This is a genomic window from Citrobacter sp. Cf118 (assembly GCF_030334095.1).
GTDB lineage: Bacteria > Pseudomonadota > Gammaproteobacteria > Enterobacterales > Enterobacteriaceae > Citrobacter > Citrobacter freundii.
The window spans coordinates 572,281-597,248 of the sequence record NZ_JAOWES010000089.1; the positions used below are offsets into that span (position 1 = coordinate 572,281).

The 24,968-nt window shown below is 52.6% G+C and carries 40 protein-coding genes; 34 read left to right on the forward strand and 6 right to left on the reverse strand.

Translation table 11 applies throughout. The features are described from left to right. Positions 1–54: 54 nt before the first annotated feature. On the reverse strand, positions 55–216 hold the full coding sequence (locus OGX67_RS26525; protein ID WP_286527986.1) for a YdaE family protein: 162 nt from the start codon (positions 214–216) through the stop codon (positions 55–57). 11 nt (positions 217–227) lie between these two features. Continuing rightward, positions 228–434 carry a cell division inhibitor protein gene (locus OGX67_RS26530; protein WP_286528169.1) on the reverse strand — a complete coding sequence of 69 codons (207 nt, stop codon included), beginning with the start codon at positions 432–434 and terminating at the stop codon, positions 228–230. A gap of 375 nt (positions 435–809) precedes the next feature. Between OGX67_RS26530 and OGX67_RS26535 the strand changes: the two genes are divergently transcribed. Beyond that, positions 810–1,004: a hypothetical protein gene (locus tag OGX67_RS26535; protein ID WP_149330489.1), complete on the forward strand. Its 195-nt coding sequence runs from the start codon at positions 810–812 to the stop codon at positions 1,002–1,004. Between the two features lie 105 nt (positions 1,005–1,109). Then, positions 1,110–1,307, forward strand: coding sequence for a hypothetical protein (locus tag OGX67_RS26540; protein ID WP_128612435.1), 198 nt, complete (start codon positions 1,110–1,112; stop codon positions 1,305–1,307). A 21-nt stretch (positions 1,308–1,328) separates the two neighbouring features. On the opposite strand, the gene OGX67_RS26545 is transcribed toward OGX67_RS26540, so the two are convergent. From OGX67_RS26545 to OGX67_RS26555, 3 genes are read right to left on the reverse strand one after another with little or no spacing between them, the layout of a single operon-like run. Further along, positions 1,329–1,619, reverse strand: a complete 291-nt coding sequence (locus OGX67_RS26545; RefSeq protein WP_233594572.1) for a hypothetical protein — start codon at positions 1,617–1,619, stop codon at positions 1,329–1,331. A gap of 5 nt (positions 1,620–1,624) precedes the next feature. After that, positions 1,625–2,089 carry a hypothetical protein gene (locus OGX67_RS26550; RefSeq protein WP_071667480.1) on the reverse strand — a complete coding sequence of 155 codons (465 nt, stop codon included), beginning with the start codon at positions 2,087–2,089 and terminating at the stop codon, positions 1,625–1,627. A 43-nt stretch (positions 2,090–2,132) separates the two neighbouring features. Then, positions 2,133–2,519 (reverse strand): helix-turn-helix domain-containing protein, encoded by a 387-nt coding sequence (locus OGX67_RS26555; RefSeq protein ID WP_086512835.1) that lies wholly within the window; start codon positions 2,517–2,519, stop codon positions 2,133–2,135. 103 nt (positions 2,520–2,622) lie between these two features. Between OGX67_RS26555 and OGX67_RS26560 the strand changes: the two genes are divergently transcribed. The 19 genes from OGX67_RS26560 to OGX67_RS26650 all read left to right on the forward strand — a co-directional run bounded on the left by OGX67_RS26560 (position 2,623) and on the right by OGX67_RS26650 (position 14,119). Continuing rightward, positions 2,623–2,856, forward strand: a complete 234-nt coding sequence (locus OGX67_RS26560) for a transcriptional regulator (RefSeq protein WP_038641081.1) — start codon at positions 2,623–2,625, stop codon at positions 2,854–2,856. Positions 2,857–2,858: 2 nt separating this feature from the next. After that, positions 2,859–3,398 carry a toxin YdaT domain-containing protein gene (locus tag OGX67_RS26565; protein WP_286528000.1) on the forward strand — a complete coding sequence of 180 codons (540 nt, stop codon included), beginning with the start codon at positions 2,859–2,861 and terminating at the stop codon, positions 3,396–3,398. An 84-nt stretch (positions 3,399–3,482) separates the two neighbouring features. Then, positions 3,483–4,394, forward strand: coding sequence for a replication protein (locus OGX67_RS26570; RefSeq protein ID WP_286528002.1), 912 nt, complete (start codon positions 3,483–3,485; stop codon positions 4,392–4,394). 2 nt (positions 4,395–4,396) lie between these two features. After that, positions 4,397–5,146 carry an ATP-binding protein gene (locus OGX67_RS26575; RefSeq protein ID WP_286528006.1) on the forward strand — a complete coding sequence of 250 codons (750 nt, stop codon included), beginning with the start codon at positions 4,397–4,399 and terminating at the stop codon, positions 5,144–5,146. Positions 5,147–5,164: 18 nt separating this feature from the next. Beyond that, the gene (locus OGX67_RS26580; RefSeq protein ID WP_286528009.1) at positions 5,165–5,476 is read left to right on the forward strand and encodes a hypothetical protein; all 312 of its coding nucleotides are present in this window, start codon (positions 5,165–5,167) and stop codon (positions 5,474–5,476) included. Further along, complete coding sequence (locus OGX67_RS26585) at positions 5,473–6,066, forward strand: DUF550 domain-containing protein (RefSeq protein ID WP_286528012.1); 594 nt, start codon at positions 5,473–5,475, stop codon at positions 6,064–6,066. The genes OGX67_RS26580 and OGX67_RS26585 overlap by 4 nt, the downstream gene beginning before the upstream one ends. Further along, positions 6,066–6,323: a hypothetical protein gene (locus tag OGX67_RS26590; protein WP_286528171.1), complete on the forward strand. Its 258-nt coding sequence runs from the start codon at positions 6,066–6,068 to the stop codon at positions 6,321–6,323. Before OGX67_RS26585 ends, OGX67_RS26590 begins: the two co-directional genes overlap by 1 nt. After that, a complete protein-coding gene (locus OGX67_RS26595; protein ID WP_286528015.1) occupies positions 6,320–8,299 on the forward strand; it encodes a DNA cytosine methyltransferase in 1,980 nt (659 codons plus the stop codon). The genes OGX67_RS26590 and OGX67_RS26595 overlap by 4 nt, the downstream gene beginning before the upstream one ends. Before the next feature lie 193 nt (positions 8,300–8,492). Further along, positions 8,493–8,726, forward strand: a complete 234-nt coding sequence (locus tag OGX67_RS26600; RefSeq protein ID WP_286528174.1) for a DinI-like family protein — start codon at positions 8,493–8,495, stop codon at positions 8,724–8,726. A 109-nt stretch (positions 8,727–8,835) separates the two neighbouring features. Continuing rightward, positions 8,836–9,084 carry a hypothetical protein gene (locus OGX67_RS26605; protein ID WP_286528017.1) on the forward strand — a complete coding sequence of 83 codons (249 nt, stop codon included), beginning with the start codon at positions 8,836–8,838 and terminating at the stop codon, positions 9,082–9,084. Between the two features lie 34 nt (positions 9,085–9,118). Next, on the forward strand, positions 9,119–9,718 hold the full coding sequence (locus tag OGX67_RS26610) for a DUF1367 family protein (RefSeq protein WP_286528021.1): 600 nt from the start codon (positions 9,119–9,121) through the stop codon (positions 9,716–9,718). After that, positions 9,718–9,924, forward strand: coding sequence for a hypothetical protein (locus tag OGX67_RS26615; RefSeq protein WP_286528024.1), 207 nt, complete (start codon positions 9,718–9,720; stop codon positions 9,922–9,924). Before OGX67_RS26610 ends, OGX67_RS26615 begins: the two co-directional genes overlap by 1 nt. Positions 9,925–9,926: 2 nt before the next feature. Beyond that, a complete protein-coding gene (locus OGX67_RS26620; RefSeq protein WP_286528026.1) occupies positions 9,927–10,538 on the forward strand; it encodes a recombination protein NinG in 612 nt (203 codons plus the stop codon). Next, positions 10,535–10,675: a YlcG family protein gene (locus OGX67_RS26625; RefSeq protein WP_286528029.1), complete on the forward strand. Its 141-nt coding sequence runs from the start codon at positions 10,535–10,537 to the stop codon at positions 10,673–10,675. Before OGX67_RS26620 ends, OGX67_RS26625 begins: the two co-directional genes overlap by 4 nt. Further along, the gene (locus OGX67_RS26630) at positions 10,672–11,502 is read left to right on the forward strand and encodes an antitermination protein (RefSeq protein WP_286528031.1); all 831 of its coding nucleotides are present in this window, start codon (positions 10,672–10,674) and stop codon (positions 11,500–11,502) included. The genes OGX67_RS26625 and OGX67_RS26630 overlap by 4 nt, the downstream gene beginning before the upstream one ends. 455 nt (positions 11,503–11,957) lie before the next feature. After that, positions 11,958–12,599 carry a hypothetical protein gene (locus OGX67_RS26635; RefSeq protein WP_286528034.1) on the forward strand — a complete coding sequence of 214 codons (642 nt, stop codon included), beginning with the start codon at positions 11,958–11,960 and terminating at the stop codon, positions 12,597–12,599. Between the two features lie 194 nt (positions 12,600–12,793). Further along, complete coding sequence (locus tag OGX67_RS26640; protein WP_016150024.1) at positions 12,794–13,072, forward strand: phage holin; 279 nt, start codon at positions 12,794–12,796, stop codon at positions 13,070–13,072. Beyond that, the gene (locus OGX67_RS26645) at positions 13,044–13,592 is read left to right on the forward strand and encodes a lysozyme (protein ID WP_286528043.1); all 549 of its coding nucleotides are present in this window, start codon (positions 13,044–13,046) and stop codon (positions 13,590–13,592) included. Before OGX67_RS26640 ends, OGX67_RS26645 begins: the two co-directional genes overlap by 29 nt. Then, entirely contained in the window at positions 13,589–14,119 is a 531-nt protein-coding gene (locus OGX67_RS26650) for a hypothetical protein (RefSeq protein WP_286528046.1), read from the forward strand. The genes OGX67_RS26645 and OGX67_RS26650 overlap by 4 nt, the downstream gene beginning before the upstream one ends. A gap of 11 nt (positions 14,120–14,130) precedes the next feature. On the opposite strand, the gene OGX67_RS26655 is transcribed toward OGX67_RS26650, so the two are convergent. After that, entirely contained in the window at positions 14,131–14,724 is a 594-nt protein-coding gene (locus tag OGX67_RS26655) for a hypothetical protein (protein ID WP_286528049.1), read from the reverse strand. 123 nt (positions 14,725–14,847) lie between these two features. On the opposite strand from OGX67_RS26655, the gene OGX67_RS26660 reads away from it, so the two are divergent. The 13 genes from OGX67_RS26660 (at position 14,848) to OGX67_RS26720 (ending at position 24,968) form a co-directional block, all read left to right on the forward strand. Next, positions 14,848–15,837: a terminase small subunit gene (locus tag OGX67_RS26660; RefSeq protein ID WP_286528052.1), complete on the forward strand. Its 990-nt coding sequence runs from the start codon at positions 14,848–14,850 to the stop codon at positions 15,835–15,837. Then, positions 15,815–17,119, forward strand: coding sequence for a terminase large subunit domain-containing protein (locus tag OGX67_RS26665; protein ID WP_286528055.1), 1,305 nt, complete (start codon positions 15,815–15,817; stop codon positions 17,117–17,119). Before OGX67_RS26660 ends, OGX67_RS26665 begins: the two co-directional genes overlap by 23 nt. Positions 17,120–17,123: 4 nt before the next feature. Further along, positions 17,124–18,527 carry a DUF4055 domain-containing protein gene (locus tag OGX67_RS26670; protein ID WP_286528058.1) on the forward strand — a complete coding sequence of 468 codons (1,404 nt, stop codon included), beginning with the start codon at positions 17,124–17,126 and terminating at the stop codon, positions 18,525–18,527. 1 nt (position 18,528) lies between these two features. After that, positions 18,529–19,635: a phage minor head protein gene (locus tag OGX67_RS26675; protein WP_286528061.1), complete on the forward strand. Its 1,107-nt coding sequence runs from the start codon at positions 18,529–18,531 to the stop codon at positions 19,633–19,635. Positions 19,636–19,637: 2 nt separating this feature from the next. Beyond that, positions 19,638–19,781: a hypothetical protein gene (locus OGX67_RS26680; RefSeq protein ID WP_164846961.1), complete on the forward strand. Its 144-nt coding sequence runs from the start codon at positions 19,638–19,640 to the stop codon at positions 19,779–19,781. A gap of 125 nt (positions 19,782–19,906) precedes the next feature. Then, positions 19,907–20,659 carry a DUF6651 domain-containing protein gene (locus tag OGX67_RS26685; RefSeq protein WP_286528064.1) on the forward strand — a complete coding sequence of 251 codons (753 nt, stop codon included), beginning with the start codon at positions 19,907–19,909 and terminating at the stop codon, positions 20,657–20,659. 16 nt (positions 20,660–20,675) lie between these two features. Next, a complete protein-coding gene (locus tag OGX67_RS26690) occupies positions 20,676–21,812 on the forward strand; it encodes a major capsid protein (RefSeq protein ID WP_286528067.1) in 1,137 nt (378 codons plus the stop codon). Positions 21,813–21,850: 38 nt separating this feature from the next. Beyond that, complete coding sequence (locus tag OGX67_RS26695; protein WP_286528071.1) at positions 21,851–22,108, forward strand: hypothetical protein; 258 nt, start codon at positions 21,851–21,853, stop codon at positions 22,106–22,108. A 2-nt stretch (positions 22,109–22,110) separates the two neighbouring features. Then, positions 22,111–22,593 carry a DnaT-like ssDNA-binding protein gene (locus OGX67_RS26700; RefSeq protein ID WP_286528073.1) on the forward strand — a complete coding sequence of 161 codons (483 nt, stop codon included), beginning with the start codon at positions 22,111–22,113 and terminating at the stop codon, positions 22,591–22,593. A gap of 1 nt (position 22,594) precedes the next feature. Continuing rightward, positions 22,595–22,948 (forward strand): hypothetical protein, encoded by a 354-nt coding sequence (locus OGX67_RS26705; RefSeq protein WP_286528075.1) that lies wholly within the window; start codon positions 22,595–22,597, stop codon positions 22,946–22,948. Positions 22,949–22,950: 2 nt separating this feature from the next. After that, the gene (locus OGX67_RS26710; RefSeq protein WP_286528078.1) at positions 22,951–23,550 is read left to right on the forward strand and encodes a hypothetical protein; all 600 of its coding nucleotides are present in this window, start codon (positions 22,951–22,953) and stop codon (positions 23,548–23,550) included. Beyond that, a complete protein-coding gene (locus tag OGX67_RS26715) occupies positions 23,540–23,989 on the forward strand; it encodes a DUF4128 domain-containing protein (RefSeq protein ID WP_038641028.1) in 450 nt (149 codons plus the stop codon). The genes OGX67_RS26710 and OGX67_RS26715 overlap by 11 nt, the downstream gene beginning before the upstream one ends. A gap of 46 nt (positions 23,990–24,035) precedes the next feature. Continuing rightward, positions 24,036–24,968, forward strand: coding sequence for a phage tail tube protein (locus tag OGX67_RS26720; protein ID WP_286528083.1), 933 nt, complete (start codon positions 24,036–24,038; stop codon positions 24,966–24,968).

Below are 24,968 nucleotides of genomic sequence, written 5' to 3' on the forward strand. Positions count from 1 at the left end.
TGTAACTTTGGTCGGTACCACCGGACGTAGATCCCGCCTTGCGCGGGTTTTACGTTAGCCTTCGTGCGCCATCTGGTCGTAAGAAGCGCAACGTTTGGAGCAATACTCTTTCTCTTTGCGCGCCAGTTGTGAGCCGTTGCGATAGAGTAGGGTGCTTTTGATTACTTCTTCCGGTTTAACCGGTTTGCCGCAGTAACCGCATTTCTTGTCTAACATGACATCCTCCGCTAGTGGCTGAGTCCATGCTCCAGACCGTTCAGATAAACTTCAACCAGCAAATCCTTGGTGTAAGTCATCTCCACGCCGCGATGCAGATACAAACGTCCGCGAGCGTTAGCTAATGCCGTCCAGGTTGAGTCTTTGTGTTTGACGAGCATCCCCGGCTGAACTGCGCCGCGGTTTACTGTCTGTGTACCGTAGTGCTGATGAACCATGATGTTCTCCAGTTTTTCTGAGTGAACTTCGCTGGTGGCGCCGCGGCGCTGATCTTCACGGTTGAGCTTTTTCACTCTGCAATTCGCCACCGCGAAGCTCACTTCTGTTTCTTGCCTTGTCGCCGGCTAGCGGAACGTTTCAAACCTACTGCGCGTTAATCTCACCACCTCATTCCGGTCTTCGTATGCCCCGGACGGCTACTTCGTGGGCGTCCTGCCTCGGTGGTTGTGTTGATGTGGATTTATATTAAGCCTTAGACTTAATTCATGTCAAGCCTATAGCTAATGCTGAGATTAAGTTTACGGCTTATTTTTTTGACGAATGCATGTGAGCAGAGGATGCTATGGTCAGAAAAACATCATTGAGGGTGGGCTATGGAAAAGTTTTACATGGGTTATAACGATGTATGTCAGGCGGTAGGTAGAGCGACGCTGAATCTGATATCACATGGAGACGCGCCAACTACTGAGGCGATCATTTCAATGCTTGAGTCGCTGGGGGATATTGAGCAGAACGATTTTTGGCGACAGGTGTTCAGGTTTGCAGCTGAGGAAGTGCGAAAAGGGTAGGCAAAAGAAACCCGGTGCGGTGGCCGGGCTCGGAGTGAGGACTAGGCATTTAGCATGTGCGTCACTCGGTGCTAATCTTTCTGGGGGGCACAATGGAGCGGAACGATGAAGAATAAAGACGAACAGACTGGGTTGATTGGCTTGGCGATTGGCGCAGCAGTGATTGGCTTGGTATCAGCTCAAAAACCCATTAACCGGGCGAGCATCATTGACGAACTGGTGAGACTGGGGATACAGAAGGGCGATGGCGTTCAGGATGAGGTGTTTGAGAAGGCGGCGGAGTTGGTGAGTAAAGGGGTATAAAAACCCGGCGCGATGGCCGGGTTATTTGATGAAGTATTTAGAAAAGACAGCTATAAGCACGGTAACTACCAGGGCTATAACAATCTTCCATGTCTGCCCGTTTAGTTCCTTATGTAAATCTTCCTTCGTACACATGGTAGCCTTGATAACTGCCAAGTCTGAACTGATAGAGATAACTTTCTCTTCCAGTCTTTCAACTCGTTTTAGCATATCATCACCTCCGCCGTTACCACCGCCATAATCAATAGTATGGGGTAATGTGCCATCTTCTTCAATGGGCTGGCCGGTTCTAATATTTACTGGCTGTACCATGAAGATTACTCCACTTTTTCCATTGTGTTAGCCAGCCAGTTTTTTGCAATAACAAAATGGCAATCGTGGCTATCAATAAACAATCTGTTCTCCGACTCAACATGTCCAGTGTGAAGTAAAACCCTCACGGTATAAAGTCCTTCAGAGGGAATAGAAATGTTCGATAATAAAGTTGTAGAGAGGGCTATAAAGTCATTTCGATCGGAGACAGTTGTACCCATAAGCCTGGAGTCTACAGCCGGGGCCTTTCCTGGTATCAATGATTTTCCTTCAAACAAAACATCAACATCAAAACTGTACGGCCGGTTTGAATTTAGGATTAATCCTGCGGAAACATAAAAAGATAGTTTTCCAGGAAACTCACTCACTGTCCAACCTATGTCAGGATTGAATGGGCCTGAAGCACGCATGCCTTCTCTAATAAAAGTAGGATACGCGAATGCTATTTTGGGGTTGTCGTTATTGCTCATGTTTATCCCGTTTTATCCATGCTTCCTGTGTGTCTGAGAAGTGTTACTCCGCATCACCCTTAATCCGCCGCCCCATATACTTGGCGTACAGCTCATCGAGTTCCTTCAACCGCAGAGATACGATCCGCAACATGTTCTGTTGTTCTTCTTCTGGCAACTGGCGATAAAGCTCAAGTAGCCGCTGCTCGTCCGGCTTAAGGCCATCCTTCTCTCCAACATCCTCGCCAAGCAGCCAGGGGACGGATACCCCAGCAGCATCAGCAACCGCTAATGCAGAACTTTTGCTGATAACCCCTTTTTTAAACCAGCCGTTTACGGACTGCGGAGTAATCCCCGCAACCCTTGCCATATCAGATTTTGTCATCCCCCGCTGCGTCAGTTCTGTCAAACGCTCGATGAGAATCGGGTTAAGTATTTTTTTCTCAGCCATATCAAAAGAATAAGCCTTTTGCTTATAAAATAAAATTCGCCCAAGGCTTGATTTATGTTTAAGTCTAAGGCTTAATTTGTTCGTGTATCTTTTGGAGACAATGATGAACGGATTAGAGAAAGCTATCAAAAAAGCAGGTAATGCCAGCAATCTTGCAGCATTACTGGGCATAAAGCCCATGTCAGTTAGCCGCTGGAAGACACGCTATAAAGGTGCTGTTCCTCCGGACCGCGTATTACCGATTTTCAGGGTAACAGGTATTACACCACATGAACTTCGACCAGATTTGTATCCCAACCCTACGGATGGATTACCAGCTCAGGAAGCGAGGGCATAACCATGCAGTCACTGTCACTTCATCAAAATAGCGGATATCAACCGGCTGCGATGATAAATCGCAATCAACCTGTCTCGGTAGATAAACATGACCAGATCCGCGATGCCGTTCGTGCGTGGGCGGGTGTAGATGGTCAGGACGTAGTTACGGCTCTGATCATCGAAGAGTACCAAGCGCAAGGGGGAGACGAGATCACTTTCCCTGATGACCTCAGCCGACAGCGTCAGAAGCTTTTCCGCTTTCTGGATAACCATTTCAACAGCGAACGGTACCGCGAAAACGTTCGTCAGCTGACTCCGGCAATCCTCGCTGTCCTGCCGATTGAATACCGCAATCGTCTGCTACCAGAAGACAACGTAATGGCTCGTCTGGCAAGGCTGGAGAAGGAAACCAGCGAAGCGAAGATTGCTGTCGCGATGGATGCTCCACGACATCAGAAGCTGAAAGAGCTGAGCGAGGGGATCGTGGAAATGTATCGCGTTGACCCTGGGTTAACCGGTCCGTTGATGGAAATGGTGCAGATGATGCTGGGGGCTATATGATCGGTTCAAAAATGGCGAAAGCCGCGGTGCGCGAACACCAACGGCTTTCAGGTGCAAAAACTGTGCGTAATTGCGGAGAACAGTATGTCAAATACCGCTGAAATATACAAATTCCCCACGCGGCAGGGGATACAGGAGAGCAGCATGGCTGAACTGGAGAAAGGCTATCTACGCTTAGCCAACCAGATTCAGGATGCCCTGTGTATCGTCGAGCTATCCGGGCGCGAGTTCCGGGTGCTGAATGCTATCGTTCGCCTGACCTATGGCTGGTCTAAGAAATCAGACCGCATCGCCAATAGCCTCATTGCAGACAAAACGACGCTGAAGGTGAAACACGTATCTGAAGCCGTGCTTAGCCTTGCCTACCGGAACATCATCATTCTGCGCCGAATTGGGCAAACCAGATACATTGGGATTAATACCAGCCTGGATAAATGGGCGTACACCAAGCCTAATTGCACTAAGTGTCCAGCGGCTTTCCCGCCTGCTGAAGTTGTTACATGGGTTATCACCATCCCTGAATTCAGGGATAGCAGTTTTACCCATTCAACCATCCCTGAAAACGGGGATGACCATCCCCAAAAACAGGGAGAGGTATCCCTGAAAACAGGGAACACCAAAGACATTCTTCCAAATACAAATATAAATACAGATCTAACCCCCTCTAATCCCCCAAAGGGGAGGGTGAAGTTTGACCCGCTGACAATTCAAGTTCCTGAGTGGCTTGATTCTGTGTCCTGGAGTGAGTGGGTTGCTTATCGCCAGCAGTCTGGTAAAGCCATCAAGACCGAAATGACGGTCACCAAAGCCTTCAAGCTGCTGAAGGCATGCCTGGACGAAGGGCATGACCCGGTTGATGTGATCAACACCAGTATCGCAAACGGGTACCAGGGACTGTTCAAACCAAAATTCGCTCTCAACGACCGCAAAACGGGCAGGGATGTGAATCGCATTTCTGAGCCAGATAAAACCATTCCGAACGGATTCAGGGGGTAACGGTGAAAAACATTGTTAATTCCGGAAGCGCTCTTGAGCGCCTGAAGAAACTCATTCCGCCAGGCGTTCAGCCGAAGTTCACCAGCGCAGCAGAGCTGCTGGCGTGGCAGCGGGAAGAAGGCCTGAAACATTGCGAAGAGCTGGACAAGCTGAATCAGAAAGCGCGCACAGAGAAAATCTTCGGCCGCTCTGGCATCCAGAGTCTGCATCGCAGCTGCACGTTCGCCAACTACGAAGTATCCGGTGATCAACAGCGCAAGGCCTACACCATGGCGAAAAGCTACGCGCAGAACTTTGGGGCTGGCTTTGCGAGCTTCGTGTTCAGTGGTGGGCCCGGTACCGGGAAAAACCATCTGGCAGCGGCAATCGGGAATCATCTCCTGTCCGGTGGGCAATCTGTGTTGGTGGTGACAATCCCTGATTTGATGCTGCGCGTACGCGAGTGCTACGACGGTGGTCAGTCAGAGGCTTCGCTTCTCGATGACCTATGCAAAGTCGATCTGCTGGTGCTGGATGAAGTCGGTATTCAGCGCGGTAGCAACGGGGAGAAAGTCATTCTGAATCAGGTTATCGATCGTCGTCTGTCATCGATGCGTCCGGTTGGCGTTCTGACAAATCTGAACCATGACGAACTTCTCGGTGCATTGGGCGCGCGGGTTATTGATCGCCTCCAGATGGATGGTGGGATGTGGGTGAACTTTGACTGGGGCAGCTATCGCAAGAACGTTAGCCATCTCCGGATCGTTAAATAACCTCGAGGGAAAAGCACTATGGCAAGCAAATCACTGTGGGCAATCGTCGATTTTCTTCGGGTTAATCAGACGATCACGCCGCGTCAGGTTCAGAACCTGTTGGGATGCGACTGCAAGAAGGCACACAACCTGCTGCTTCACCTGACACGCAAAGCGGTAGTTATCCGTACTGGCGAACTGCATCGCCCTGTCTACATGTTTCAGCCCAGCGGGGAGTTGAACATTAAGCAGATCAAATCGAAAGTGAGAAGAAACATGGTTACTTCAGTTTGCCGCACGAGTCCGGCTATGCAGCGAGTTTTGGCGTTTTACGGGAGGACATCGGGATGACTTTCAACAACCACCTGGCGCACGGTCCTGTATCACTCGAGCGGCTGCAACAGATAAGCGAAATACTCACCAAGGCAGCAGCACAAAGCGACGGCGGTAATGTCGGCTATGCGATGGCTGATGCTGTGAAGGTGATTAACGGGGGGATTGCCCGTGAGCAAATACGCCGTGAACATGCAGCCTGGTCACAGGCTACTTTCGGCGATGTCGGTCCAGTTGGTCCGCTGAAGCACCTTTCCAAAGAAGCGCTCGAGGCTGCTGCTGAACCTGACGACCTTAGCGAATGGGCTGATATGCAATTCCTGTTATGGGATGCGCAACGTCGTGCCGGTATCAGTGATGAGCAGATTAACCTGGCGATGGTAGAAAAGTTGGCAGTTAACAAACAACGTCAATGGCCTGAGCCGAAAGACGGTGAGCCAAGGCTACACATCAAGGAATCCGACAACTCTCCTGTGACTCCGGAGGGGACCACCTGCAAATACTGCGGCGGTACAGGTTATTTCCGTTGGAAAAAATCCGCAAATACCTTCCCGTGTCCATGTATGGGATGCGATTTGCCAGCAGCACCTATGCAGGAGGTGAAGTGATGGACCCACAACTGGAATACGCTACGAAGCGTATCGTCGAACTGGAAAGTATGTTGCTGGTGGATGTTGAGGAAACCGTCTGGCCTGCCGAAGTGGGAATGGTCTACAGCCAGGTTGAAAGTGCCGTGGATCTCCCGTCACATCACCAGCGCCGCCTTAAACATCACATCAATCGCATGTGGCTGGAGAAAATGCCGGTACCGGCCATCATCACATCGGCACAGTCACTGGCCATCGCCATGGAGAAATACGCGTGAGAGAAATCATCGTTGATAATTTTGCTGGTGGTGGCGGTGCGTCAACCGGCATTGAAATGGCGATCGGTCGCAGTGTTGATATTGCGATTAACCATGATGAAAATGCTGTGGCGATGCATACCACGAACCACCCGGATACGTTGCACTATTGCGAGTCTGTGTATGAGGTTCGCCCAAAAGTAGCTACCGCAGGTCGTCCAGTGGCTTTGGCGTGGTTTTCTCCCGATTGCCGACACTTTTCTAAAGCCAAAGGCGCTAAACCTGTCGAGAAAGCGATCCGCGGACTGGCCTGGGTAGTATTACGCTGGGGGCTGGATGTTGAGCCGCGGGTAATGAAACTGGAGAATGTCGAAGAGTTTAAAACGTGGGGGCCGCTACTGGCTGGAGAAATGCGACCAGACCCATTCCGCGCAGGCGAAACTTTCGAAGCCTTTATTGGCATGCTGACAACCGGCATCCCGGCGAACCATCCGGCGCTAGTAGAATGCTGTGAGTTTCTGAATATATCGCTTGATAGCGATGACGCAGCTCGACTGGTTAAAGGTCTGGGCTATGTCGTTGAATATCGCGAGCTGAGAGCCTGCGACTACGGCGCACCGACAATCAGAAAACGTTTCTTCATGGTCATGCGCCGCGATGGGAAGCCGATTGTGTGGCCGGAACCAACGCATGGGGATCCGAAATCACCTGCGGTTCAGGCTGGCAGGCTGGCGCCATGGCGTACAGCTGCGGAGTGTATCGACTGGTCAATTCCTGCCCCATCGATATTCGGGCGCAAAAAGCCGCTGGCAGAAAATACCCTGAAGCGGATCGCGCGCGGCATACAGCGATTTGTTATCGACAGTGCGTCGCCGTTCATCGTGAAGTGCAATCACACTAGCACCAAAACGAGTTACGACTGTTTCCGTGGTCAGGCGCTGGGCGAGCCTTTGCAAACCATTACTAAAACCCACGGTTACGCGTTAGCCGTACCGCACCTGACAAAATTCCGTACCGGCGCCACCGGGCAGGCACTTACTGAACCGGTACCGACGGTAACCGCCGGAACATCGTCACGCCCTGGCGGAAATGGTCATGCTCTGGGAATTGTTGAGGCTGCACTGACACCGTTTCTGGCCGGTAATGGCGGTAGTGAATACCAGGCTAAACCGCGCCTGTTGGATAAACCTGCTCACACCATTCTGAAGCAATCCCGCGCCTGCCTTGTTGCGCCAGTGATAGCCCGCCAGTTTGGAGCCAGCGTCGGACACCGAGCGGATGAACCGAGCGCAACCATCACCGCTGGTGGTGGCGGTAAATCTCAACTGGTAACACCAACGTTGATCCAAATGGGTTATGGCGAACGACCTGGACAAGAACCGCGTGTGCTGCGGCTGGATAACCCACTGGGGACCGTTACTGCAGGTGGAAATAAATTCGCGACGGTGAGCGCGTTCCTGGCGAAACACTACGGCGGTAACTATACGGGACCGGGTGTCAGTATGGATGAACCCGCGCACTCCGTGACCACTGTCGACCATCATGCAGTAGTTGCCTCTCATCTGGTGAAACTGCGTGGAACGTGCCGCGACGGGCAGCCAACTAGCGAGCCAATGCCAACGGTGACGGCGGGCGGGCTGCACGTGGGGGAGGTGAAAACCACTTTAGCGGTCGATGAATACGACGAATATCGCGCGCAGCAGACGCTTGAGTTTTTGCGGGAATACTGCGGTGAGGATTGCGACGGGCTGGTGACTGTTGACGGCATCACTTATCGCATCGTTGATATCGGCATGCGTATGCTGCAACCGCACGAGCTATACCGCGCGCAGGGCTTCCCGGAGTGGTACATCATCGACCAGGACTATCGGGGTAAGAAGTACGCGAAGGACAAGCAAGTTGCCCGCTGCGGCAACGCTGTGCCGCCACCGTTTGCAGAGGCATTGGTGAGGGCTAATTTGCCAGAACTGTGCCAGCCAAAGGATATTGCCGCCTGACTCAACCCCGCTACGGCGGGGATTTCCTCCCCTTCAAGCCTTTTTGCATAACTGATTTAGTAAATTCCAAATACTCGGAAAAACTTAGCGTATACAACAGCATGGCTTTGGCGAAAAGTGCTATTAACCACTTGAATATGAGGTTCAATAGGTATACTGTATGAATGTACAGTATATTGGTGTAGAGGGAATTATGAAGATAGAACTTACCATCAACAAATCAAAAGACCTGCCGCGCGGCGCCATACCCGCACTCGAGAAAGAGTTGCTTAAACGACTTCAGAATCAATATGAAAATTGTTCTCTGGTTATCCGCATGGCTGGCGGTGATAGCCTGACTGTTTTCGGTGGCGACAAGGGCGATAAAACGAAGGTGGAGGAAATCCTGCAGGAAACATGGGAAAGCGCCGACGACTGGTTTTACTGAACTTGGGTTAGCCGGCGCGCAGATAACAGAATACCAAACATGTGTATCCCTTTAATGCTGTTGCCGACATTTTTAACCGCGTCTGTGTCGATTGAAGGGAGAAATTTAAGTGAGTAATTCAGCATTGAAGGCATCAGATGACCATTGGTACGACCTTGTCAGACGTTCTGATGGTTGCGTTATGTTTAGCTTTCCTTCATCTGGCAGGCATCTGATTTATCGCGTTAATGGAATGATATCGATGCGACCGTTACTCGATGATGAAGAAGTCTTTACTCCCAATGGTTTTGTGCAATTTATCCGCCGTCTTGGCTACCGGGTAACTCCGCCTTCTGATAATATGAAATCAACGGTCTGAACAACCGTAACCTACTGCGCCACGGAGAGAAACCATGGCGCACGAACTACAACTCATCAAGCAGTCCTCAGGAATCCTGATCCCCGCGACGCCGGAGACCAGCGATATTCTGCAATCAAAAATCAAACTCGGCGCCGTGCTGGTGGCAGAGTTCCGGCAGGTACGCAACCCGGCGTTTCACCGTCGCTTTTTCGCGTTACTCAATCTCGGTTTCGAATACTGGGAACCCACCGGCGGGGCGATCTCTTCCAACGAACGCAAGCTGGTAACCGGCTACGCCAAATTCCTTGCCTCGTTCGCGGGAAGCGAAGCAGCTCTCCTGGACGCTGCCGAGCAATATCTCGACCGTATCGCTGATAAGCGCGCAGGTAGCATCAGCATCTGCAAATCCTATGACGCATACCGTGCATGGGTGATCGTCGAGTCTGGCCACTATGACGCTATTCAGCTTCCTGACGGCACCCTCCGTAAACATCCCCGCAGTATTGCCTTCGCCAACATGGACGAAACCGAGCTCCAGCAGTTGTACAAAGCCGCGCTCGATGTTCTGTGGCGCTGGGTATTGTCCAGGGCATTTAAGGATCAGCGTGAAGCGGAAAACGCCGCATCGCAGCTAATGAGTTTTGCGGGGTGATGGCGATGAAAATAAGTTGGTTTCACCATCACGAATGCACAACCGAACAGGCCGACGAGCTGGTGGCGAGTTATCGCCGTCGTGGCGCCACAGTAGAACGCAGCCTGAACCGCGACAACATCACCTGGACTGTCAGTGCAAAATTACCTGAATGCGAACATCCGGCGCGTACGCCAAGAACCTTTCGGCAAAAGGTCTGGGGGTGATTATGGTTAAGTTACCTCGCCGTAAGTGTGCCAATAAGGAATGTCGCCAATGGTTTCATCCGGTGCGTGAAACGCAGACCGTTTGCGGTTACGAGTGCGCCAGCGCCGTCGGCAAGGAGCAGACCAGAAAAGCCCGGGAGGCTGCACAACGCAAAGAGTCTGCCAAGCAGCGCGCCACTGAGAAGAAAGAACGTGCAGCCTGGCGCCAGCGTAAAGCTGCAGTTAAGCCGCTGAAGCACTGGATTGACCTGACGCAGCGCGCCGTAAATGACATTTGCCGCGAGACGGAGTTGGCGGAGGGGCGGGGCTGTATTTCCTGCGGAACTAAAACGGCGTTCGCCTGGCATGCTGGCCATTATCGGACTACGGCAGCCGCTGGGCATCTGCGCTTCACTCGCTTCAACATCCATCTTCAGTGTGATGTCTGCAACGTCTACAAATCCGGGAACATCGAAGCATACCGAGCCGCGCTGGTGGAACGTTATGGCGAAGAGCTGGTACTAGCGCTCGAGAACAATAACGCTCCGCATCGTTGGACTATTGAAGAACTGAAGGAAATCAGACTGACCGCGCTGGCTGACCTGCGCGCGCTGAAAAAGCAGGAGGCAGCATGACATTCGAATTCTATTTTGCCGATCACCTCCGCGTTCGTTGGCAACGATTGCGCTTATACCACTTTCCCGGTTCTGTGCTGACGGACTACCGAATACTGAAGAATTACGTGAAAACTTATGCTGGAGAAGCGCTATGAACCTCGAAAACACAGTGAAATACCACTTTGCAAAATCCACCCTGATTAGCGATTCTCCGCGTGCTACCGCCTCTGATTCACTGACTGGCACCGACATTATGGCGGCAATGGGCATGACTCAGGAACGCGCTGCCATGGGGTACAGTGCTTTCCTCGGCAAGATGGGCATAAGTAATAACGACCGGGATCGGGCGATCGGACTGCTGGCTGAGTACGCGATGACCAAATGTGACAAGGTTGCCGCACTTCGTAAGTTGGATTCCGGGGTTAAGCCTCAGGTGATGCACCAGTTGGCCACCTTCGCATTTGAGGATTATTCCCGCAGCGCAGCCAGTGTAAAGCGGTGCGATTGCTGCGACGGTGAGGGCTTTATTGATGCTGAGGTATTCAGTATGAAAACCAATACGCCGGCACATGCAAAAGAAATCATTAAGGCATCAAAAGCGTTTGGTTTGAAGGTGATACCTTCGCAGCACCAAAATAGGCGTGAGGTAAAAGAGATAACGCGTGTTCTCTGTCCTCAGTGCAAAGGGAAAAAAGCCATCAGTTGCGCATGTAGTGATTGCCGTGGCCGCGGGAAAGCGGTGAATCAGAAGGAAACGAAGCAGCAAGGCGTTCCAGTATTCAGCACCTGCAAGCGCTGTGGCGGTCGCGGATATGAGCGCATCCCGTCAACTGAGGCCTATGCGGCTGTTTGCCAGATTACGGATGCTATCAGCTTGGATACATGGAAGAAGTCTGTTAAGCCGTTCTACGATCAGTTGATTATGAAATTTGATATTGAAGAGGCCTGGGCAGAAAACCAACTGAAACAAATAACACGATAAGGGTTGTGGAAATTAATTCCAGCTATTTACTTTTCCCGAATCTGTGTTAATTTTATCCCAACGATGGGTTAATGCCTTCGTTTCAAGCCCTGCGGATAACACCGTGGGGCTTTTGCGTTTCTGGAGGGTAAGAAAATGCACCAGTAAACGGATAGACCGCAGCCGATAGGCAAAACCGCAGTCGTGATGCGGTCCCGAGTCTCCATGAGAGCCAGATGCAGGTACGAACTGCAACACACACTGGTTAGGGTTAATAAAGAAGAGGTGTGACGGTACTCCAGAACGATCGCCAATCGTTCTCCGGTTAGAGGTGAGGGATTCATGAGATACCCCTGACTACGGTCTCAAAGGCATGAGCGCGGCCACTGCGAGAGTGTGGTAAGCAACAGAATAGTAATTCACAGGCCCCTTATGTAAATGCTATAAAAGCGGACTATTGAAAAGGAGAGTTCGCTATGTCAAAAACCTTTGAGCAAATGAAACTTAATTTTATTTATTTGCACGAATTATGGTTGTTAACTCATTCGATAAAAACACGCTGTGAAGAGCTCTTTCATGAGACACCACTTCCTGATGCTGGTTACTACTTTAAAATTGATTACAATATTCATATATTAATAAATAGCATTCTTTCAGATGCGGCTAACGTCAAGAAACTAATCGCAGTTCCTAAAAATAAGACTAGGGAAGAATCCCCTGAACAATTCAGATTGCATATTGAGCGAAGTAATTACCTTCAACAAAAAATAAAAGATATTGAAATTAAGGAAATTAATTCCGTGAGGGTGAGAAACACCTTGCAACACTTCGATGAGTATTTAGATCAGCTAAACATTGATGTTACAGCAGGGAAGATGAAAGGTCATGGTATTGCAGTTTATAATTTTGTGATCTCCCACTGGAAGGCAATCAACCCTAGGCCATATCCGATAAGGTTATATGTTTGTGAGGAAAAAACATACTATAATATGAAGGCGTCAATTAACTTAGAAAAAGTTTACAATGAGGCTTTTCAGATTAATGAGGTAATCCGTAAAGAAATAAATAAAGAAGCTGGTGCAGAGCCTGGTAGCTTTATGGTTCCTTTAAACTTTTAAACTTTTAAACTTTTAAACTTTTAAACTTTTAAACTTTTAAACTTTATAATTCTATTAACTGCCCCGTAATAGCGGGGCTTTTTTATTTCAGGCTCACGCGAATCATCCGCTACGTGCTTTGTTGATAAATCCAGCTCGTGAAGCCTGACCCTTTTCAAACACACAGCGCCATCCGAAAAATCGGAGGTGAGGCTATGACCAGAATGAGCACCATTTACAGCAGACTTTCATATGGAACAGGCACCACGCTGACCGGCTGCGGTGTATCAGCGAAGGCATATGCCGAAACAGCTAAAACAGCAAAAGAGGTGTCCTGGATGTTGGCCGACAGAATTGCAGGGTTAAGCCTGAGCGACTGGGCAATTATTGTCGGTATCGCATGCACCGTTATTACCTGTGCAGTGAACTGGTATTTCCGCTGGAAAGAACGGGAGGATCGTCGCAATGGCTATACCACAAAAGCTGAAGAATAAACTGAGCGCAGCGGTCGTTGGTTTGATTCTTGCCGGGGCTTCCGCGCCTGTTATTCTCGATCAGTTTCTGGATGAGAAAGAGGGTAACAGCACAACAGCGTACAAGGACGGCTCTGGTATATGGACTATTTGCCGTGGCGCCACGATGGTTGATGGCAAGCCAGTAGTTCAGGGCATGAAGCTGTCAGCTGAGAAATGCGCCCAGGTAAACGCCATTGAGCGCGACAAGGCGCTGGCGTGGGTTGAGCGAAATATAAAAGTTCCGCTGACCGAGCCGCAGAAAGCCGGTATCGCTTCTTTCTGCCCTTACAACATCGGCCCCGGAAAATGTTTCCCATCTACGTTCTATAAGCGAATTAATGCTGGTGACCGTAAAGGTGCCTGTGAAGCCATTCGCTGGTGGATTAAAGACGGTGGCCGCGATTGTCGTCTGACCAAAGGCCAGAAAAATGGCTGCTATGGGCAGGTAGAGCGACGAGATCAGGAAAGCGCGCTGACGTGCTGGGGGATAGACCAGTGAACAAAGGCCTTGTTGTTGCTGGGGTGGCTGCAGTCATTATCATCTCGGTACTCTGCGTACTGCTTACTCGCAGCAATGCCGCGCTGAACACGTCTGAGAGTGACAACCGGGTACTGCGCAGCGACAACGCATTACAGGCGACGGTAATAACCACGCAGGCTTTCAACTTCAACCGGTTTAACCTGGTAGCAGAGAACACCAGCCGCCTTAACTCGCTGATAGATGTTGGTGCCGAAAAGACTGTCATCGAATACCGGGAGATTCTACGACGTGAAAAAACCTGTGATCTGCCTGTTCCTGCTGATGTCGCTGGTGGGCTGCTCAGCTACGCGAACCGTTTACGTGCCAGCGCAATGCACACCAATACCGGGAACGCTGACGCAGCCAGTGATAGCACCGCTGCCGCCAGCTCAATAACGTATTGTCAGGCTGTTCTGTGGATTAACCCGCTGCTAGCTACCATTGAGAAGGCTAATAACCAATTGGCGGGGGTACGGGAAATTGAGAGTTCCAGAGCGGTTCAATAAGCGCAATCTCTTTATGCAAATGCATGTTGATGGAGTGATTGTCCAAGTTGGGTAACTCTCGTCATAATTCCATGCACATGAATAATTCCCATCGACATAAGCAGTGGGCTGAGAGTCATGGCATCTGGACTTCTGGTGGATGCATAACCTTGCGGGTTTGTACGGTAAAAGAGATCCAGAGCCTTCAATGCTGGTAAAGAGGCATTGAAAATAATAAGTAATAATTCATTTGCATCCGCTACAGCTATTTTACCGTCGTAAATCGAATTTAAAACCTTAGAGGCAAGTCGGGCTTTAAAGGGTTTCTCTGAATCAATCAGGACCTGAATTACACTATCACAAAGCTCGCTTTTTTCGTCATCAGTACTAAAACGGTCAATGAATCGCTGAGCATCTGTTATTGAGGTACTTTCAATAAATGCTTGGGTGTTACGATAAAGCTTCGTTGCCTGATACGTATTTTTTACGTTCCAAGCTTTAACAGCCCATCCGAATACAGGAATTGCTTCAGCAGCTTCCAGGGAAGCATCAGCAATGTCAGCAAAGACATCTTTATTTTCTGTCAATGTTTTTACTAATGGAGTGAACCCATTCCCACCGCCCATTCGGTTTCTCCCACATGTCATTAAATGGCACTCACCGATAAGCAAGGCATTTTCTATCGTGAGTACCTCATTGATTTGAATGATTATTATCGCCTTGTTTAACGCAACTATCTAGAGGGATTTATGGCAAAACCGGACTGGGGCGAGCTTCAGCAACGGTTCCTGTCCGAACATGCCGCAACCGGCGTATCACCAAAGGAATGGTGTGAAGCGCAGGGACTGAACTACGCTACCGCCCGTCGATATATCAAAAAACCTACTGCGCAAAATGCGCAAAAACCTGCGCAGAAAAAAATGCGCACTTCGCAAAAAGATAAAAGCGCAAATGAGCTGGTGGATGATGATGGACTTACTGCTCAGCAGCGTTTATTTGTCGCGGAGTACCTGAAGGACAACAACGCCACCGCTGCCGCTTCACGTGCTGGTTATAGTGACCCAAACTACGGTCGTCAGCTCATAACGAATCCTAACGTTGCTCAGGCCATTGCGCAGCAGCAGAAAGCTTCCATTGCACGCACGCTTGGTAGTGCCGATGAAGTCCTCGCGCAGATGTGGCAGCTCGCCACCTTCGACGCAAACCAGCTTTCACAATATCGCCGCGGTGCGTGTCGTTACTGCTGGGGCTTTGGCCATCAATATCAGTGGCGCGATGCCGTGGAGTTTGAAGAGAAACAGCTGGAAGCTAAAGAACGCGACAAGCGTGAGCCAGTCGACGTGGGCGGCTATGGATATGACCACACCCGTGATCCTAACCATGCCTGCCCGCGCTGCAATGGTGACGGAATAGGCCAGCCTTACTTCGCTGACACCAGGAAACTCTCCCCTGACGCTGCTTTGGCATATTCCGGCGTCAAGCTGGGGAAGAATGGTGTCGAGATAACGGCAATCAGCCGCGAGCGGATGTACGAAGCCGTAATGAAGCGCCTGGGCCTGGCTGATAGCGAATTCGCGCAGCGCCTCCAGCAAATCGAAATCGACCGCCGGCAGCTGGAGATTGAGAAGCTCCGCAAAGAGCTGGCCGGTGATGGTGATGATGACGAACCAACACCAGTGCAGATAAATATCAACGTAGTGGATGCGAGGGAAGAAGATGGGGATCAGCCCGACACTTAACATCCCACAGGCTCGCTTCCTTGCGATGGAGCACAAGTTTAAAGCCTACGTTGCCGGGTTCGGTTCCGGTAAAACGTGGGTGGGTTGTGGCGGCATCTGTAAAGGGGTGTGGGAACATCCGAAAATCAACCAGGGTTATTTCGCGCCGACCTACCCGCAGATTCGTGACATCTTCTACCCGACTATCGAAGAGGTGGCCTTTGACTGGGGGCTGAGCGTCAAAATCAATGAGGGGAACAAAGAGGTTCACTTTTACGAGGGGCGACGGTTCCGCGGGACCACAATCTGCCGCTCGATGGAGAAGCCCGGCTCGATAGTTGGTTTCAAAATCGGTAACGCGATGGTGGATGAGCTGGATGTCATGGCGGCTGCCAAAGCGCAGCAAGCATGGCGAAAAATCATCGCCCGTATGCGTTACAAGGTTGATGGGCTGCGTAACGGTATTGACGTCACGACAACGCCGGAGGGGTTCAAATTCGTTTACCAGCAATTCGTGAAGGCAGTACGTGAAAAGCCAGAACTCTCGGCCCTGTACGGTCTGATTCAGGCCAGCACGTTCGACAACGCGAAGAACCTGCCCGCGGACTACATCCCTTCGCTGATGAATTCCTACCCGCCGGAATTGATTAAGGCGTATCTGAGGGGACGCTTCACCAACCTGACCAGCGGCACCATCTATCACCAGTTCGATCGACGTCTGAATAACTGTACTGATGAAGAACAGGCAGGCGAACCGCTCTATATCGGCATGGACTTTAACGTTGGCAAAATGGCGGCCATCGTCCACGTCCTTCGGAATGGAGAGCCGCGCGCGGTACGCGAATTGATAAAAGTTTATGACACGCCAGCCATGATAAAGCGTATCCAGGAAGAGTTCTGGCGCTACGAGGGCGGGCGCTATGTTGCCTCCAGGCAGATTTATATCTATCCGGATGCTTCCGGCGATTCACGCAAGTCCAATAACGCCAGCGCCACCGATATTGCGCAGCTCAAACAGGCCGGATTCAGCGTGGTGGTAAACGCAGCCAACCCGCCAGTGAAGGATCGCATTAACTCCATGAACGCCATGTTCTGCAATGGCAACGGTGAGCGCCGCTACAAAGTGAATGTTGCTCGCTGCCCGGTCTATACCGACAGCCTTGAGCAGCAGGTATGGGCGGCAAACGGCGAACCGGATAAATCAGCCGACAACGATCACCCCAATGATGCTGGTGGCTATTTCATCGTGAAGCAATTCCCGATCATCAAGCCGACCGGAAAAGTCACTCAACTACGGATTTAACTCCATGCCTGACATCTCAACACCCAATCTGGACTATGGGAACATGGTCGAGGCGTGGGACATTAACGACGCCCTGATGGGCGGCACGCTCTATATGCGACAACTGGGCGAGGCATATCTCCCGCGCTGGCCGAAAGAAAACAAAGAGGACTACAAAAAACGCCTTTCCGTGGCCACGCTTTTGCCCGCTTACGAAGAGACCATTAAGCAAAACATCGGGCGAGTATTTGCCGAGCCGATTAAGCTGGCCGAGAACGTTCCGGATCAACTTCGCGAGTTTGCGAAGAACATCGACCTAGAGGGAACGCGCCTCGATGTCTGGGCTCAGTCATTCTTCGGCCTGGCGATGCAGTATGGACTATCCCATGCTCTGGTGGATTATCCCCGGATAGATGCCGAACAGGTGAAGACTAAGGCTGACGAGAAAGCTACTGGCGCACGGCCATACGTCACGATGCTTAATCCCCGACAGGTAATTGGCTGGAAGTCGACGATGTTCGGCGGCAAGGTGCAACTCACTGCGCTGCGCATCAAAGAGGTGGTGGTCGAAGACGGTGACGACTTCGGGCAGACGAAAGTCGAACAGATCCGCCTCCTGACGCCGGGCAAGGTGCAGATTTACCGGAAGTCTACCGGTGCAGAGGGGAAGGCCACCTGGGCGTTACACGACGAATGGCAAACCTCCCGTCGCGATATCACCCTGGTCACGCTCTACACCAAGCGCACCGGCTTTATGTGCGGTTCACCGCCGCTGCTCAACATGGCGCTGCTGAACGTCAAACACTGGCAGAGCCAGAGCGAGCAGGACAACATCCTGCACGTCGCCCGGGTGCCGATACTTACCGTGTTCGGTCTGGCGCAGGGAGAAGAGCTGGTGATTGGTTCCTCCTCCGCGACCTCTTTCGATGATCGGCAGAAACAGGGCCTCGAGTACGTTGAGCACACAGGCTCCTCTATCGGTGCTGGCAAAGAGTCGCTGGCTGACCTCGTGGAGCAGATGCGCCAGGCAGGCGCGAAACTGCTGCGCACTGACAACACCTCAACCAAGTCTGTTGACCAGACCTCAGAAGAGAAGATGCAGGAGCAATCACCGCTCTACACCATGGCAACCAGCCTGGAAGATGCGATCGACAATATCCTGCAGATTATGGCTGAGTACATCGGTGAATCCGAAGGTGGTAACGTCGATGTCCGCACCGAGTTGGATGTCGAGTCGAAAGAGTTCAATCCTCCTGCTGCACTGGCCATTCAGTCGCTACGTCAGGGCGGTGACCTTCGCCGCATCGATGCGATTAAATCCCTGCAAAAACTCAACCTGATTGATGCCGATGCAGACCCGGAGAAGGTCCTGGACGAATTGCTGGCTGAATCATCGTCTCTGGATACCAGAACGTTAGACGAGGTATAGCATGGCCCGCTCCGTCAATGACCGTCTGCAGGACGAGACGATAGCGCACGGCCTATATGTGAACCGCTACGGTACCGGCGTCGCCCGGCGGATGGTGGCTCTACTCAACAAGCTGGATGCTGACCTGGCCGGCAGACTGCTGGTGCTGCTGGACGGCAAGCGTGCTGATACCTACAGCGCCCGTCGCCTGGCATCGCTGCTGGCTGGTGCTCGTGACCTCAACCAACAGGCATATGAACCGGTTAATTCCGCGCTGGCGCGCGAACTGACGCGTTACGTTGAGTATGAGGCTGGGTATCAACTGGACCTCTTCAGCAGCATTATTCCGAAGCAGATTCTCCAGCACGTTCCGCTCCAGAGTATCGCACCAGAGCAGGTTTACGCTGCTGCCGTGGCGCAGCCATTCCAGGGACGATTGCTCAAGGAGTGGGGGCAGAAACTCGAATCGGATCGACTGGACAAAATCACTAACGCTGTGCGCTCCGGTTTCCTCCAGGGTGAAACGGTAGAGCAGATTGTTAAGCGCGTTGCCGGCACGCCGAAACTCAACCGCGAGGACGGGGTGATTAACACCTCACGGCGTGACCTGGCTGTGGTTACCCGCACAGCGGTGAACCATATGGCCGCCTCGGCGCGTCAGGACTTCGCCCAGGCCAACAGAGATATCGTTAAGGCCAAACAGTGGTCCTCCACGCTAGATACCCATACGAGTCAGTGGTGCATCATCCGAGACCGCAAGCTCTACACCCTCGACGGCAAGCCGCTGGGGCATGTGGTGCCGTATCTGCGCGGCCCCGGCAAAATTCACTTCTGCTGCCGATCCGGCGAAATCCTGATCACGAAATCATGGGAAGAATTAAAGATCCCCCGTGCTGAGCTGAGCAGTGCCACGCGTGCCTCAATGGATGGACAGGTGCCAGCGCATACCAGCTATGCCGACTGGCTTACCCGGCAACCGTACGCGCGGCAGGAGCAGGTGTTGGGTGTTACACGCGCCATGATGCTGCGTGACGGCAAAATCACGGTGCCGGAGATGTTTAACGATGCCGGGGAATTTCTCACCCTGGATGAACTGCGCCGCGTGGATGCTTCGACGTTTGAGGGTTAGCCATGCAAAATGAGAAAGACAAAACTGTCACCCTGACTGAGGCTGAGCGCAAATTCATCATGATTGCGATGATTGCCTATGCCTTATCTGGTGAGCCGTCAGAAGAAGACGCAAAAATTGCAGAGCAAATAATCAATAAGCTCTGAGCATTACAAAATTCAACATCAGGCTGCCTTCGGGTGGCCTTTTTTATGCCTGCCGCTGAGCGGATGCGACGCGGTGACCGGGTCGGATGACCTATTACCAATGGCCGGAAGGCCGGAGCAAAACAATGAAACTCAAACTCGATGCTAACGGACATGTGGTCGTTGAAAACGGTATGCCGGTATTCGTCCACGATGACGGCAAAGAAATCCCGTTCGATGCGGTCGCAGCGATGAACAAAATCACCTCGCTGAATGGTGAAGCTAAAACTCACCGCGAAGCAAAGGAAGCGGCGGAAGCCGGTCTCGCTAAGTTCGCTGGCATCACCGACCCGACCAAGGCGCTCGAAGCCCTGGAGATGATGACCAAAATCGACCAGAAGAAACTGATCGACGCTGGCGCCGTTGACCAGGTGAAGGCCGAGATCACCAAGGTTTACCAGCAGCAGTTGGACGAAGCGAACGGCAAAACCAAGCAACTGGAAACCCAGCTCTACGACGAGATGATCGGCGGCCGCTTCGGTGGTTCCAAGTTCATCTCCGAGAAGATGGCGATCCCGGCTGAGTTCGTGCGTTCCCACTTCGGCCAGAACTTCAAAATCGAAGACGGCAAGGTCGTGGCGTACGACGGACAGGGCAATAAGGTGTTCTCCCGTACCAAGCCTGGCGAACTGGCCAGCTTCGATGAAGCGCTGGAATCCCTGGTCGAGTTGCATCCGCAGAAAGACTACATCCTCAAAGCGTCCGGCAATAGCGGCGGTGGCTCCCACCAGTCGCAGCATCAGGCCGGGCAGAAAACCATGAAACGCGCTGCTTTCGACGCCTTACCGCCAGTTGAACAACAAACGGTAATCGGCGGCGGCACGAGCATCGTTGATTAATCGAAAGGAAACCTGAATGTCCAACACCCTCACTGGTCTCATCCCAACTATTTTCACCGCCCTGAATCGCGTATCCCGCGAGCAGGTGGGATTTATCCCGGCGGTGGCCCGTAACGCCAAAGCCGATGCCGCGGCTAAAGACCAAACCGTGACCGCACCGGTGGCACCAAAAACCACCACCGTTGATATCACCCCGGCGGCAACTGCGCCAAACGACGGTGATCAGAACATTGGTACCGTGGACGTCAAAATCACCAAATCCAAAATGGCCCCAGTCAAATGGAATGGTGAAGAGCAGCTGGCAATTGGGCCATCAGGCACCTATGACATTGTCCTAGCTGACCAGTTTTCACAGGCGTTCCGAGCACTGAGCAACGAAATGGATGCTGACCTAGCATCGCTGGCTTACAAGTCTTCCCGCGCTGTTGGTGTTCCAAAAGATACACCGTTCAGTGTCAAAGACGACCTGTCTGATGCGGCGAACGCTCGCCAGGTGCTGACTGATAACGGCGCACCAACCACTGACCTGCGCATGGTACTGGGTGGCGAAGCGATGGCGTCCATCCGTGGTAAACAGTCCGTACTGTTCAAAGCGAACGAAGCCGGTACCGATCAACTGCTGCGTGAAGGCATCATTGGTCGTGTGATGGGCTTTAACCTGCACGAATCCGCCAACATCAAGCGCACCGCGAAAAGCACCGCTGCGGGCTATAAGGTCAACGGTGCGAAGAAAGAGGGCGACATCATTATTGCTATCTCTGCTGGCACTGGTGGTATTGCTGCCGGGACTGCAGTGAAGTTCGATGGTGATGACAACCAGTACATGGTCGTAGCGGCAACCTCTTCGACTATCACCATTGGCGCACCGGGCCTGCGTCAGGATCTGGCAGATCAGGCAACTGTCACTGTGCTGAGCGAGTTCTCGCCAAACGTTGCCTTTGACCGTAACGCATTCCTGCTGGCTTGCCGTACCCCGGCCATGCCAAAAGGCGGCGATACCGCTGACGACGTGATGAACGTAACCGATCCGGTCTCTGGTATTACCTTCCAGATCGCGCTGTACCGCCAGTACCGTCAGGTGCGTTACGAGGTTGGCGTGGCGTGGGGGGTGGCATCCGTTCAGCCTGAACATTCCACCATCATCATGGGTTAACCACTGGGGCTTCGGCCCCTTTGTTTTCAGGAGGCCCAATGGCCGGATTAACCAAAAAGCAGCGCGCGCAGCGTGAGGCTGAAAAGCTCACCGCGCAGAACGGCGCTGATCAAACTGCTGCCCAGCAGGACCAGCAGCAGGACCAGCAGCAGGACCAGCAGCAGGACCTGCTAGGTATTGATCTGGTGGTCATGGTGCGTGACACCCCAGAATTCCCTGGCGGCCCGCTGCGCGCAGATGTTCATCCTGATGAAGTGGATAACTGGCTGGCGCTGGACTGGCGTCTGGAGGAATAAACATGCTGGTTGCCAATCCCAACTCTCCAGGCTTCAACAGCTACGCCAGCGTGTCAGACCTGCGGGCATTTGCCGCCGGGCGCGGATATAGCATTCCTGCAGATGATGGTGAGTGCGGCCAGATGCTTATGCAGGCTATGGACTTTCTCGAAGGGAAGACCTGGCGTGGTCAGCGCACCAGCACATCACAGCCGCTATCGTGGCCGCGCGCGGGCGTGCGCTTTGATGGCGTTGATCTGCCGGATGACACCATCCCGCAGCGCCTGGTTGATGCACAGTGCCGCCTGGCTATCGAATCGCAGGAGATTGACCTCACGCCTTCGGTTGCTGGTGGCGGGGCGGTGACGATGGAGCGCGTCGAGGGCGCGGTGACCGTGCAGTACGAGCCGGGAACCAATAAGGCCGCTCCGTCGTTCCCCTGGTTCTATTCCTCGCTGCGCGGGCTGGTGGTAGGCGGCAATCAGCTCCGCATTGAAAGGGGGTGATATGCCAATCGACTATCGACGCATGCGCGCGACAGCAACCCGGCTGCTCACCGAGAACGGGAAGACCTATCCGTTGACCCGCGGCGGCACCACAACCCGCGATCAGTTCGGCAAAGAGGTAACCACTCCGGCGGTTACCGGGACCGTCACCGGCGTTATCACTGAATACTCTGCACACGAAATCGACGGCTCCTTGATCGCCTCCGGCGACAAGAAGTTGGCGGCCACGTTCGAAACGGAAGTGCGCATCGATGACCGAATCGAAATCGACGGCAAAAAGTGGCGCGTTGTGCAGCCGAATCCGGTCAAGCCTGCCGATGTGCTGATCTCCTACAACATCCAACTGAGGGCATAAATATGGCCGGAACTGTTAATCAGCCGTTCCTGGCTGCCATTCAGTTGTTCGTGGATAGCTCGAAGCAGGAGATGGACGAAGTGGTGCGCCGGACGGGCATTAAAATCCTCGCTCAGCTGGTGGAGATGTCCCCGGTGGGTCAGCCGGATATCTGGCAGATCAACCAGACTGCGACGGCGTACAACACTGCGGTGCGGGAGCATAACGCGACCCTGCGTGATGACCCGGCCAACCTGACCAAATCAGGACGACTTAAGCGCGGCCTGCACGTCAACGACTCGATGGACATCAAAAAGCCTGAGGGCTATGTCGGCGGGCGGTTTAAAAACAACTGGTATGTGGGCTTTGACAGCCAGCCAAGCCAATCCAACGACACCCCCGACGCTTCCGGCCAGGGTTCCAACTCCCGCAGTCTGGCAGTGCTCGAGGTGTTCCGGGTAGGACAGGTCAGCTCGATTTTCTTCACCAATAACCTGCCGTATGCACAGGCGCTGGAGAACGGCCACTCCGGTCAGGCCCCCGGCGGCATGGTGGGCATCACCGCGCTGGATGCCGCGCAGCTGTTCCGTGAGGCGATGAGCGAGGTGCGTAATGGCCGGTGACCAATCAATGCTAATTGCGGAATTGCTCGAGTCACGCCTTGCTGATATCGCCCTTGCGATTGACATGCCGATAGCCTGGCCAAACATCATTTTTGAACCGCCAGATGATGTCCCGTACGGGAGGGTCTATATACTCCCGGCACAAACTATCGGGCAAGACTTTGCTGGGCAGCTTCGTACGTATCAGGGTATTTTCCAGGTGAACATAGTCACCCCCGCAGGAATGGGTGTCGGCAAGGCGCGAACATTTGCCAGTGTGATTGCGGGCGGATTTCCCGAAGGCCTCGCTCTGGTGGCTGGTGATTTGACCGTCTATATCAACGGGCCGCCTCAGATTCGCCAGCCAATACAGGACCGTCCGACCTCTGCACCAAACGGCAGCAGCGGCTCCATCACCTACACCATCCCCGTCAGCATGCAGTACCGCGCTGATTACTGACCCACCATCTGGTGGGTTTTTTATTACTTAAATTCAGGAGAATGCAATGTCATTCGCAATCCCTAACGGGTCGCGTGTAAACGTGGCCAAGGCGTATCTTGCGCCGATTGTCTTCACTGCGGCATCCAATGCGACGGAATGCGAACTGACCGTTGCCTCGGCTGCTGGCATCCTCGCGGGCGATGTCGTCCAGGTTAGCTCTGGCTGGCTGAAGCTCGACAACATGGTGGTGCGTGCCAAGTCAGTTACTGGTACGAAAATCGTGCTGGAAGCGTTTGATACCACCGATACCAAGAAATTCCCGGCGGGCACCGGCGCAGGCACGCTGCGTAAAATCGATTCGTGGATCACCATGCCGCAGGTCATGACGCTGTCCACTGAAGGCGGCGATCAGCAGAATATCAGTGTCCAGTTCCTGGAGGATGATAAGGCCCGTACCATCCCGACTTTCAAAAACGCGGTGGTACAGGTCTACACCTTCGCGCATGACCCGCAGTTGGCTATCTACAAACGTCTGATTGATCTGGACGACTCCAGCGATACTACAGCGGTCTGGTTCCACAACCCGCGCGGCAAAGCCGATCGATACTACTCTGCCAAAGTATCCTTCCAGCGTGTACCACGTACTGAAATCAACGCTGTTGAAAGTAATGAAGCGCGCATGAACTTCGAATCGGATATGCAGATTTACCCGATCGCTGACTCCTCCGCTACACCTCTGGCGTTCCTGACTGACCTGCCAGCAACCAAGTCTGTTGCTGCTAATGCAGCTCTGGATCTGTCGGTGGTCATGCAGGGTGGTTCCGCGCCGTACACCTATGTCTGGAAGAAGGACGGCACAGCTATTCCGGGCAAAACCGCCTCGACGCTAAACATTCCGTCCGCTCAGTCTTCTGATGCTGGGGTGTATACCTGCGAAGTTACCGATGCTGCAGGGAAAAACATCACCTCAGCTGCGTGCACCGTCACTATCAGCTAA